This is a genomic window from Microbacterium sp. F01 (genome assembly GCF_056156365.1).
The window spans coordinates 2,809,961-2,821,273 of sequence record NZ_CM149592.1 but is presented as its reverse complement, the minus strand read 5'-3'; the positions used below and the strand labels follow the sequence as shown (position 1 = coordinate 2,821,273).

Sequence of the window (11,313 nt, the reverse complement as noted above, 5' to 3'; positions counted from 1 at the left end):
GTAGGCATTTCGCTTCCCTTGCAACGGAGTCTCTGAGGAGGTGCGCGTGTCGTCCCCGGGTGGATGCGGCGTCAGCGGTCTGTCAGTTGGTTCAGATCGTTCGGCAGAGGGGCAGCGCAGCGGCGGCGAACGCTTGCGCCTGCTGCCCGACCAGTCGGCGTGTCTCGCAGGCAGCCTGCACCGCGGCTTGCTCGATGGCAGCGACCGCAGCGTCGAGTTCATCGGCTGATGGGGAGGACACAGCCAGAAGGCCGGTGTAGCGCAGTACGCCGTGCCCTGCGGTCAGGTCTGACTCTTGTTGGATGACGTCGTTGTATTCGGCTGTGCGCGCGGCATCCTCGATCTGACCGATCTTCGCCCGCTGCGCAGCATCCGACAGTAGCCCCACCTTCTTCCTGCGGATGTCTCGCGCGGCGACATCGGCGCGCACCGGGGTGCAGATGAGCGTGAAGGTGCGCTGGATGCCGGAGGTCAACAGCAACGGAGAGAGAAAGCCCGGGAAGACCTGCGATCGCGGCCATTCCGAGATCCAGAGGACCGCATGATGCGCGGAGTCGGTGTGAAGCCGATCCCAGGACTCGGTGACGGCGACCGGTCCGGCTGTCGCAAGGGACCTGCCGATGTCGCCGTGGCGCTCGAGCGCGGGGGCGGCTGCCGGGTCGTACGCGGAGCGGAGTGCAACGGCGACGTCGCCCGGGGTGAGCCACTCGGTGGGTGTCAGGTCGGCGGCCCGCAGGGCCGTCGCGAAAGTGGTCATCTCCTGCCGGAGGACGCTCGCAGCGCCTTTCATCCCGCCGCCGGCGGCGCGGATCTGTCGGGCGGCGGCGCGCAGGTCGAGTGCGAGGGAGATCGTGGTCGCGTGCCGTTCACCGGCGGGGCCGGCGCGTTCGATGAGTTCCTTGTAGGTCATCGCCGGCCAAGTGTTGTCGTCGATGCCGTGCCTGGCCCACCATTCGGCGAGGCCGCTTCCCGAGCTGGGGACGGTGCGTTCGGAGACCTGTACGCGGGCGATGCGGCCGGATCGGCACACGGTCGCGAGCACGCGACCCCAGCCGGCGACTCGCCGTTCCTGCTCGCCGCTATCGAGGAGGACGAACGCGGGATGGGTGATGCCGACGACGGCGGTCAGCGTCTGGGCATGTGGATCCTGGATCATGGCGGCGCCGGTCTCCGGATCCACCCATTCGCGCAGCGCCGCGGCGTCTCCGGGGAGGGCGAGCGTCCCGGCGGGGCGCGGCCGGACGACGTCCGCTCGGAACCGGAGCTGGCCGCCGATGCTTCGCCACACCCAGCGGAGCGTGATCGGCACCCATTCGATGATCTTGCGTCCGCCGACGGGGACGAACGAGAGCACCAGGCTGGTCGCCCAGATCGGTGAGGTGAGGCCGAACAGGATGCCGCCACCCATGTACACCGCGGTCGTGAACGCGATGAGTCCGATGGCGAGTGTCACGAGCTGAGCGAGCGACAGCCCGAGCAGTACGCCGCGCTTGGGCAGCCGGGAGAACTGAACCGGGCGGAGCTGATTCGTGCGCGTGTTCGTGGCGGTCATGCGGGAGTCCTCTCGCGCGGAGTGGGAATCGGACGCGGCGGAGCAGTTGTGGGCTTCGGCTGCGGGGCCGGAACAGCTCCCTCCGGCGCGCCCGCCGTTGTCGGCAGCTCAGTCGGGACGGCGCCCTCGGCATGTCCGGATGCGGCGTGGCTGGCGGCAGCGCCCAGCTTCGGGCCGGCGGTCGCCGCTTTGCTGATCACCTGACCACCGATGACAACGGCTGCGGCGGGGCCGGCGGCCGCGGCCGCGCCAGCTCCGCCGGCGCCCGCAGCTCCGGCCCCAGAAGCCCCCGCACCGACGGCGCCCGATGTGCCGGCGCTGGCACTGGCAGCGCCGGGTGCGGTGGCCGTGGCGCCCGCTCCCGCGCCCTTCGATGCGCCCGCACCGTCCAGGACCGACCTTGCCGCCCTCCCCGTCGCCGGCGTCACCGGCACCGGAACGGGACGGTTCATCGCGCCCTTCGCCTCCTGTTCCGTGGACATCGCGTGGTACATGTCGACGCCAACGAACGAGATGAACTTGTAGGTCATGTAGGGGGCGAAGGCGGCGACGAGCATGAGGACGACTCCGGCGATCGGGTCGCTGATGGAGGCGAGGTCGAGATCGATCGGTGCTGCAGTCTGGTTGACGGCGACGAGGAACAGGACGACGAGAACGAGTTTCGAGAACACGAGGGCGACGACGAACGCGACCCATTTGCCGAACCAGCCTCGTGCGGCATCCCACGAGAAACCCGCCAGCGCGATCGGGGCGAACACGATCGCGACGAGGAGGAGCGCCTTTCGGATGAGGAGCGAGAACCAGACGATGGCGGCTGCCGCGATCGCGAGTCCGGCGAGGAAGATCGTCGTGATCGCGCCCACGCCGGGGCTGGTGATATTGATCGCGACCAGGCCCGTCGCCATCAGGGCGATCCTGTCGCCCATCCCTTCCATCGTGTTCCCGGTGGCCTGAACGATGCCGATCGCCAGCCGATCGGTGATCTCGAGCAGGGTGGCAGTCAGCGTGATCGCGACGAATGAGCCGAGGACGGATTTTCCCAGACCGATCGCGGCGCGTGAGAGAGCGGTCGGATCGCGGTGCGCCAGGCCGGTGATCAGCTGGAGGCAGAAGAACACGAGCATCACGAACAGTGCGACGCCGAAGAGCAGGTTGTACACCTGGACGTACTGGCCACCCGTGACGTCGACGAGCGTCGTCGTGTCGAAGACCGCCCACACCGCTTGGAAGAACCATGCGGCCGCTGCGCCCAGCGTGTGAGCGAGCCAATCGAACGGTGCGGCGACGAGCGACACGACACCCGAGCCGACGGTCTGGCAGACCTCGGCGATGGCCGGTGTATCACATACGCCGCCCACACGCGCGCCTCTCGATGCACCAGCCAGCTCACACCGACTGGCCGACGCCCCAGAAGAAGTTCACGAGCGTGACCGACGCGCCGCAGATGACGGCCGCACCGCATGCGACGAGCACGCCGAGCTTGCCACGAGAGGCGAGATGGGGATTCGACGAGTTGGCGCCGTACCCCCACGCGACGGCGGCGATGATGAGGGCGAGCACGGCGAGGATGAGTCCGACAGTCATCACGGCGCCGACGATGACGCGGAGCTGCTCGATGCCGGGAAGTCCCGACCCGTTGGGTGCGATGTCAATCACGGTCTTGCTCCTTGTCTGGGCAGAAACGAACCTGCGTACAAGGTGCGTGCGGCGTCCCCGCAAAGTGGGCCCACGAAACGCGGCCCTGCGCGAGCGAGCGGCTACAGCTGTTGACCGACCCCGATGAGGAAGTTCATCCACGCCACACCTGCGCCGGCGAGGATCGCCGCTCCGACAGCGACGAACAGGCCGGCGCGCGAACGGATCGCCGACTGGTAGTTGCCGCTCGATGACGAGATCGCCCACGTCACCGCGCAGATCAGGGTCGTGAGCACCGCGAAGATCAGCACGTACGTGAGCAGCGCGCCGACGATCGCGCGGAGGTCCTCCGCGCCTTCAACGGCGCCGAAGTCGGGAAAGATGTCCATCCGGTCACCCAGCCGCGCCCGAGAGGCACGCGGACGTGCCGGAGGTTGCAGCATCCACCCCCGCGGCGCCGTGCTCGGCGAGCCACGCCTCAGCGTCCACCGACGGCTCGAACGACCTACCCGGTCGGATCTCGAAATGCAGATGAGCGCCCTGCGACTTCCCCGAAGCGCCCACGTCGCCGATGTGCTGGCCCGCGGTCACACGCTCGCCGACGGACACGTGCACGCCGGACTCCCACATGTGCGCGTAAGCGGACGCCACGCGGGCGCCGTCCACCGTGTGCTCGATGACGATCAGCTGCCCGTACCCACCGAACGGGCCCACCCATGTGACGACACCGTCCGCGATCGCGAGGATGGGCGTCCCGTCGGCACCCGCGTAATCGGTGCCCGCGTGAAGCCCCTGGCGCTTGAGCATGGTGTCGTAGCGCCAGCCGTAGCCGCTCGAGCGCACCCAAGAACTGGTCGGGAGAGGAAACACAACCCGGGTCGTTTCGGGGACGTCGTCGAGCGGCGCAGCGTTGTGGTTGCCGGGCATCGCAGGCTTGGTCAGCGCCGCGATGATTGCTTCCGCGACCGGCTGATAATCCTGATACCGGTCGGGAAAGGCGGAGCGTTCGACGGCCTGTGCCGAGGACCCGGGATCTGCGGTCTGCCAACCCGCGATATCGAGGAGTCCCGCCGGCGACGGGTAGTTGGGACCCTCCGCGCCACCGAAGAACGCACGCACCTGGTAGGTCGGATCCATGAGCTCCACAACGGTGCCCCACCCCGAACTGGGCCGCATCTGGAACAGTCCCAGCGAGTCATGGTCGCTCCCGACGCCGTCGTTGGGCATCTCGAGAGACGCGGGATGCGCGGCGTTCGCCAGCATCCTCAATGTCGACTCCGTCAGCGCCGCCATCAATCCGATGAGCACGCCCTGCCGCCCGACGCCCTCGATTCCGCTGCCGACGGTGATGATCGTTGCCGCGTGCGTGAGCTGTGCCCGGCGAAGAGTGACGGACACGCCGTCGCTCGTGACGGCGGTGAGCTTGTCCGGCACCTCGGAGACGACCAGTTGGCCCGAGGTCTGGCACGCCGCGAGCGCGGGGGAGAGGAAAACCGGAACGGCAACGATCCCCGCGAACGGGAGCACGAGCAGCGCCAGCGCCACGCAGATGATGAGCTTCTTCATGTTCTGCGCCGGTCATCGCAGCGGGTTGTCAACCTCGGACAGCCGGAGCAGATGACACTCGTCGAAACTCGGCTCGCACGCGATGAACAGGGTGAACGCGATCGGCCGGGACGTCTCCTGCGCCTCGGTGCCGACGGTACCGGCCCGATGACGCGTCCCAGAGACCGTGTACGCGATCGTGCCAGGCAGAAGGTCGCCCTCCGCGGCCTGGTCGAGCGCCTCGTCCCAGGATGCGGGGATGAAGATATCGTCGATCGTCAGCCATTGGCGCGTTCCATAGGTGCGCAGTTGCGCCCAGGCATCCGCCGTCGGGAGGTACGAGCGCACGTCGGATGCGAGCGCGGCCGTCTCGAAGCCGGACGGATCGCCCGCGTCGACGATGACCTGTGCGTGCTCGGTCAGCTCGAACGCGGTGGTCTCCCACGTGATCAGCGACTCAGCGGCGTCCCGAGCAAACGCTTCAGGATCTGTCGTGGAAGCAAGCGCGGGGAGTGTGCTGCCCGAGGCTGCGGGTGTCGGCAGGTCAGGTGCAGCCGCCGAATCTGTCGGCTCGATCGTCGGCGTCGCGGCGTCAGGCGAAGGGGCGAGGACGAGTCCGTAGAGTCCGACTCCGACCAGCGCAGCAACCACGCCGAGGGTCACCGCGAGCAGGACCAAGAGGCGTCGACGATGGGGACACTGTGTGATTGTCATCACGCGATCTCCCGTCCGAACTGAGCGCGTGCGCTGCGCAACTGAGCGAAGAACTCAACCGTGGATGCCAGGGTCTCCTCGAACTGCGCGAGCTGCTCGCCTGTCAGCTCCGTGGCGACAGCAGCGACGTCGAAGTGGGTCCACCACTGGTCGAGGTCCTCCCACACGCGCACAAAGGCGCGGACCGGAAAGACATGCGTGGACGCTGTGCGCGCCCTGCGGGAGTTGCGTCCACGCTTTGCCTCCTTGACTCGCGCGAGCGCCGCGTTCGCCAGCCGCTCGAGTTCGTCCGGCGGATCGAAGTCCTCGGGCGCTTCGAAATCCTCGATTGTTCGCGGCGTCGGACGAATGACTTCCCGGATCCGCGCGTGGGCGGCCGTGACGCTGCCACCCTCGTCGATCATCCGCAGCTCTTCGATCGCCATCTCCCGCACCTCGGGGTCGGTGACCGGGCTGGCAACGAGCCGCTGAAGCTCTGCGATGCGATCGAGCGTCGTGTAGGACGCCCTTCCGGTCACCATCACTGCTGCCTGCAGCCGGCTCTTCCCCGCCTTGAATTGCGGTGGTGCCACCGTGGCACCACCGTGGTTTCCGCCCGGTTCGCCCAGCCGGCTGAACTGTGTCACCGCCTGGCGGCGCTGCGCGTCCTCGCTGATGTACTCCTTCAACTCGGTGTACAGCGTCGTCGCCTCGGTGGGGGTGAGCGGCTTGTGGAGCACGTTCTCCGCCTGCTCGGCGAGCAGCTCCGCCAACCGATCCGAGACTCCGGATCTCACCCAGACCTTAATGGTCTTCTCTCCGAGCTGCTTCAGGGCTTCGAGTCGGCGGGCGCCGCAGACCAGGATGCCCTCGGGCGTCACTGTGACAGGCTGCAGGAGGCCGTCGCGGGTGATGGATGCAGCGAGCTCGTCAATGTCGCCGTACTCCTGGCGGTGCCGATTCCCGACGGTGATCGACGCGATCGATCGCTCGAGCTCGATGTGGCCGACTCTCGCGCTCACGGTCACTGCCTCACCTTCTCGGCAGGCGCGGAGAGACTGACGGCAAGGACAAGGTCGTCATCCGTCAGCAGGGACCGGAGTGGCTCGCCGATGAGCAGCCGCAGCAGGATGCCGCGACCCGCGGTCGTACGGGCGACTTCCGGCTCGGGGTTCCCGAGCACAGCGCGCAGCAAACCATTCCACGACGTCGACGACAGGTCGAGGAGGGTTCTGCCGTGGATGTCGCGCCGGAGAGACTCCCACGCGGTTGCGCGGGAGGACACCTCGCTGAGACGCGCGCAGATGTACTCCATCGCCGTGCGGGCGGGTGTGCGTGGCCAGCCGAGGAGGGTGAGGAACGCGATCGCATTCTCAACGGCCTCGACGATGCCGGTTCCTTCCTGCGGATTCTCCGCTTCGTCATCGTCGCCGAAGGACTCCACGCGCAGCGCCGGGTGGTAGTCGCTCAGCGGGTTCTCCCGATCGCTGAACCGCTCGGGGTCGTGGAACGTGGAGAACTCGGGGCGACGCGCCTGATAGACCCAGCAAAGCAGACCGTTCGCCCGCTCCTCAGCGATCATCGTCACCTGGACGGCACGCGTCACCACCGCCCACGGATCATCCGCATTCCGGACCGCGGCCGACCGCATGGCATCGAAAGCGGCGGCCCCGGCATCCCAGGGGTCGAGTCCATGCTTGCGGGCCAGCTTCGCGTACCGCTTGACGACGTGCGCCATGAGCGCCGCAGCTTCCCGGTCGTGGCGCCACGCGCCGTGATCCCGGGCGGCGAGGCTGTCCAGGAGCGCGCGAAGCCCCTCCGAGCTCTCGAACTCGTGGCGCTCGCGCATCGGCTCATCGTCATCGCCCAGGGGGAAAGACGATGCGCCTGCAGGTGACCATGAACGTTGGCTGGCCATGGCAACCCGCTACCGACCGATCCCGGAACGCCGGACTGAACCATGCACATGGCGACCACTGCCGAACGCAGTCACGGGAGGCAGATGAAGCGCCCGGTCACGAATGGCGCGTCGCGTCGCCGCGACACCTTGGGTGGGCACCGCGCGGGCACGGCGTGCGATGGATGCCTCGAGGTCGATGCCCTGCCCGGCGACTCGACCGGTAACCACCGGCATGAGCTCGGTTGGCCGCATCCAGACAACCTCGCTCCGGACGCGCTCCGAACCCGACAGGTTCAACGGCTGCCGCTCGAGCGAAGGATCTCCATGCCGCGCGAACTCGGACACCTCGTCGCCGGCCGAGCCGGCCGACCGGGCGGAGCGGGCAGGATCGTCGCCCGACGTGCGGAATGGCACGTCGGGCCGATTGTCCCGGTCGTACTCGATCATGGCGTGGCCCCTTTCTGAAGGTCAGGTGTACCGAGGGTCCCCGCCAACCATCGGCCGACTGTCGACGGGTGGACTCCCGTGGCGCTCGCAATCTCCTTGTTCGACATCCCGCGCTGACGCATCAGCGCCGCGATGTGTCTACGGGCACCCTTCTCCGGAACGTCCGGATGCGGGTGGAGTTGCACGACTTCTGTGGATGGCGCTTGTACGGCGGATGCTGTGGAGGAGTGAGGAACTCGGAACCGCTGGGTGAGCACGACGGTGAGGTGCGTGATGGAGAGCAAGACCAGCGGCGGTACCGCCGCGACCGATGCTGCGAGCACCGGTGGAACATCTGCGTCGGCGGCGACAACGGCGTGGATCGCGTTAGCGGCGACGGAGACCGCCGCGCCCGCGATCAGGAGCATCCACGGGTACCACGCCTCCCGCCCACCTGCGAGCGCGACGACCGAGACCGTGCCCACGACGATGATCCCGTCGACGATCAGCGGCCACGCCCAGGCTTGGTTGGCGGCGATGCCTGACCGATGTGCCAGATCGGCGAGGGCGGTGAACGACAGCCAGAAGGCGCCGATCGCGATGAAGACCGTGCCCGCCACCGCCGTCCACACGGCGAGGCGACCCGATCGCAGCTGCGCAGACTCGGAGATCATGAGATCACGCGTCCCTTCATCGACGGGCTGGTTGCGCGGGTTCGAAAGGGCGGTGTCGCCCCCACCACCGTTCGGTACGCGGAGCGGATGGTGGTGAGGATCTCCGCCTCGTGCAGGCCGACCCGTTCTGCGGCCGGGCCGAGAACGGCTCGGGCGTTGTCATCAGGCACGCCGTTCTCCGCCAGGCGGCAGGCGGCCCAGTAAAGAGCGCGGTTGCGTTCGCCCTCCATCCGTGTGGCAAGCCACCCTGCGATCCGATCCGCGTCCACATCTCGGTGGGTCGTGGTGGTGGCGATCGTCGAACGAACTGGCCTCGGGTCGAGGAACTGCCGAAGAGCCGCCGCGTCGAGCGGCACGGCGCCCGGGCGGCCGACGCCGATGATCTCGTAGCTCGCCCTGTTGCCTTCGAACATCACCCGCGACGGTGGAACGATCACGTAGCCGCCCTCGCCCCGGAAATCGATGCCACACCTCGCCGCCTGCCACGACGGCTGGGGTCTTTGCGGGTCTGCGGGGTAGTAGGCGTGCATGCCGCCGGATGCTGTCTTCACCAGAACCTGCCAGCGGTCCGCGAGACCTTCCCGGCGGGCGAGCTCGAAGGGACCGAATCCTCGCACACGGCCGTGCACATCTACGTCGACGACCTCGAGTCCCGAGGGGGAGCCGGTCGGCATCCCGATGTTCGCGTCGGGCCATCGCGCCCACCACCGACTGATCTGCTCGATGTCGGAGGTCGCGTCGCGGAAGCCGTGTTGCGTCAGCGGGCGCTTCTCGGCCGCCTTGCACGGAAAGATCGGCACGCCGGCGGCAGCGAAACGTGCCGCTCCCACCCTCGGCGGCAGCCCCAGCACGGATGTGAGCAGCGCTGCGGTGTCCATCAGAGCACCCGCCCAGTAGTCGCAGCGCGGGAGACGTGTCGCCGGTCGGAGCCCGTGGGGGTGGCGTCGTGGGGTCGATCCCACGGACGCGCTGTCGCCGCCTCTCTCGACAGTCCCGGCGGATCGCCCGCTCCCACCTGAGCCGTGTGCAACTCCGCAAGAATCGCGACCGCGGTCGAACGCACGCGTTCACCCGTTGCCTGGACGACCTCGACCGGCGTCTTCCCGTCGACGGAGGTCGCCCACGTCGAAACGTAGGGGATGGTGTAGCTCGACGTGTCGAGCCCGTGCGCTGCGCCGATCATCAGCGCGACAGATTCGGCCTCCACCTCGCCGATTCCCCGATGGAGGGATGCCTCGGGATGATCCGGGCCGTGGAGCTCCACATGAGCGAGTTCGTGCGCGAGCGTCTTCGCGCGCGCTGCAGGATCGACGTCGCCTCGGATGGCGACGCTCCGCGTGAGGTAATCGGTCATGCCGTTCGCTCCTCCCAGGTCCCGATCACTGTCGACAAGGCGCAACGAGTAGCCCTTTGCGCGCACGAGCGTCGCGAGGCCGTCCCACATCCCTGGTGGCGCCTCACCCTCCAGCAACTGCGGCCGGGGTTCCTCCGGGATCGGCGCGCCGCTGGTCTGCGAGGCATCCCAGACGTATGCCGGGCGCACGCCCACCAGGCGCGACTGCACCGCCTCGCCTCGCTGGGGAGCCTCGCGTGGAGCGAGCCTGCGCCACGACTCTGCGATCTGCGGAGTGCGCGAGGCGAATCGGCCGATGACGGGCGCGTAGATCATGTAGCCGGGCTGGCCGTGATCGACGGACCGTCCCAGCGTCAGCCACTGCCGAAAGCCACCGACGTATGTCGGCGTGGGTGCGGAAACCCTGCCCTGTTCGAACGCCGCTGCGTGCTGCATCCAGATGAGCAGCGTGTTGTTGAACGACCGAGAGCGAAACCGGGCTGCAAACGCGAGAGCGCGGTTCCAGTCGTCGCCCGTCACAAGAGCGGCTACCGCATCAGCGAGCTGAGCATGCAGCCGGTCGAGCTTCGCCGCGGTGACATCGTCACCGGGTCTCTGGTGAGCCATGGCACGTCCCCTCCTATGGACGCCGCGTGTGGCGGCTTCAACAGCAGAGGTGCGTCTCGACTCACCGTCGAGGTCGTCAGCACCTCGGCGGCAACCGGGGGAGTGCGCAAGAGGACTGTGCGTACATAGGTGCACGATACGCCGATTGTGCTGAAATAGATACCAAACGTGCGACTCTGTGCGTAGCGATAGCCTTTGGGCGTGGGTAGACGTTCACAGGGTGAGGCCGGCGCGTGGTCCATGGACCTGGTGCGCGCCATTTCGACTCTGCGTGACGCGGAGCAGATGACGAATCAGGAACTCATCGAACGCTCCGGCATGTCGGCGAGCTACTTCTATGGGCGGCTGCGAGGCGCCGCACCCTTCGACGCGAACGACATCGAAAAGCTCGCTCAAGCACTCGGGACCCATCCGCACGAGATCTCGCGGGTCGCAGCATCCATCGGCGACGCTCGAGAGATCGAGCCCGTCCTCGACGCGGACGCGACGGAACTGGCGCGTAGGTTGTCCGCGGTATCGCGTGCGCCACGCCTGGACGGATCCGGGTTCGATATCGACGGTCTCGTCAGCGAACTCGCCGAACGTGGGGTCGCACTGGACCGCGACGAGTGGGCAGCTCTGCTCGCGGGGGACTCGAGCGCACCTATTCGTGTGAGGGTGCTTGAAGGTGTCGGGGCTTATGCCGGCGTCCCGCCGGCGTACCTGCTCGACCTGGATGATGCTGCCGCCGTGGAAGCCGCGGAGGCGAACTTCGAGTTCCGTGAGGCGCTGAAGGCGTCCGGTGCGGACTCGGTGTCGGCGCGCGCCGTCGGTGAGATCTCGCCTGCCGCGCTGCGCGCGATCGCACAGACCCTTAGATCGATCTCTGCGCACTAGCGCATTCACCTGACCTCGACTGCGCATCGGCGTACAGTGGGGAGCATTCGAG

Annotated in this window: 13 protein-coding genes; 1 reads left to right on the top strand and 12 read right to left on the bottom strand. The window is 67.9% G+C overall.

Annotation, left to right across the window (positions count from 1 at the left end; all coding sequences use genetic code 11):
• Window positions 1–91: 91 nt before the first annotated feature.
• From ACVN90_RS12970 to ACVN90_RS12915, 12 genes are all read right to left on the bottom strand, one after another.
• Entirely contained in the window at window positions 92–1,552 is a 1,461-nt protein-coding gene (locus tag ACVN90_RS12970) for an SCO6880 family protein (protein ID WP_475098653.1), read from the bottom strand.
• A complete protein-coding gene (locus ACVN90_RS12965) occupies window positions 1,549–2,910 on the bottom strand; it encodes a conjugal transfer protein TrbL (protein WP_475098652.1) in 1,362 nt (453 codons plus the stop codon). Before ACVN90_RS12965 ends, ACVN90_RS12970 begins: the two co-directional genes overlap by 4 nt.
• 28 nt (window positions 2,911–2,938) lie before the next feature.
• Window positions 2,939–3,208 carry a DUF6112 family protein gene (locus tag ACVN90_RS12960; protein WP_116193375.1) on the bottom strand — a complete coding sequence of 90 codons (270 nt, stop codon included), beginning with the start codon at window positions 3,206–3,208 and terminating at the stop codon, window positions 2,939–2,941.
• A gap of 101 nt (window positions 3,209–3,309) precedes the next feature.
• The gene (locus ACVN90_RS12955; protein WP_475098651.1) at window positions 3,310–3,576 is read right to left on the bottom strand and encodes a DUF6112 family protein; all 267 of its coding nucleotides are present in this window, start codon (window positions 3,574–3,576) and stop codon (window positions 3,310–3,312) included.
• Between the two features lie 4 nt (window positions 3,577–3,580).
• Window positions 3,581–4,753, bottom strand: coding sequence for a M23 family metallopeptidase (locus ACVN90_RS12950; RefSeq protein WP_475098650.1), 1,173 nt, complete (start codon window positions 4,751–4,753; stop codon window positions 3,581–3,583).
• A gap of 12 nt (window positions 4,754–4,765) precedes the next feature.
• The gene (locus ACVN90_RS12945; protein WP_475098649.1) at window positions 4,766–5,410 is read right to left on the bottom strand and encodes a hypothetical protein; all 645 of its coding nucleotides are present in this window, start codon (window positions 5,408–5,410) and stop codon (window positions 4,766–4,768) included.
• A 35-nt stretch (window positions 5,411–5,445) separates the two neighbouring features.
• Window positions 5,446–6,453 (bottom strand): ParB/RepB/Spo0J family partition protein, encoded by a 1,008-nt coding sequence (locus ACVN90_RS12940; RefSeq protein WP_475098648.1) that lies wholly within the window; start codon window positions 6,451–6,453, stop codon window positions 5,446–5,448.
• Complete coding sequence (locus ACVN90_RS12935; RefSeq protein ID WP_475098647.1) at window positions 6,450–7,274, bottom strand: hypothetical protein; 825 nt, start codon at window positions 7,272–7,274, stop codon at window positions 6,450–6,452. The genes ACVN90_RS12940 and ACVN90_RS12935 overlap by 4 nt, the downstream gene beginning before the upstream one ends.
• Before the next feature lie 78 nt (window positions 7,275–7,352).
• Complete coding sequence (locus tag ACVN90_RS12930; protein ID WP_475098646.1) at window positions 7,353–7,772, bottom strand: hypothetical protein; 420 nt, start codon at window positions 7,770–7,772, stop codon at window positions 7,353–7,355.
• A complete protein-coding gene (locus tag ACVN90_RS12925; protein WP_475098645.1) occupies window positions 7,769–8,425 on the bottom strand; it encodes a DUF2637 domain-containing protein in 657 nt (218 codons plus the stop codon). Before ACVN90_RS12925 ends, ACVN90_RS12930 begins: the two co-directional genes overlap by 4 nt.
• Window positions 8,422–9,303: a bifunctional DNA primase/polymerase gene (locus ACVN90_RS12920; protein WP_475098644.1), complete on the bottom strand. Its 882-nt coding sequence runs from the start codon at window positions 9,301–9,303 to the stop codon at window positions 8,422–8,424. Before ACVN90_RS12920 ends, ACVN90_RS12925 begins: the two co-directional genes overlap by 4 nt.
• Entirely contained in the window at window positions 9,303–10,385 is a 1,083-nt protein-coding gene (locus ACVN90_RS12915) for an ArdC-like ssDNA-binding domain-containing protein (RefSeq protein WP_475098643.1), read from the bottom strand. The genes ACVN90_RS12920 and ACVN90_RS12915 overlap by 1 nt, the downstream gene beginning before the upstream one ends.
• Window positions 10,386–10,586: 201 nt before the next feature.
• Between ACVN90_RS12915 and ACVN90_RS12910 the strand changes: the two genes are divergently transcribed.
• Entirely contained in the window at window positions 10,587–11,261 is a 675-nt protein-coding gene (locus ACVN90_RS12910) for a helix-turn-helix domain-containing protein (RefSeq protein ID WP_475098642.1), read from the top strand.
• Window positions 11,262–11,313 lie beyond the last annotated feature (52 nt).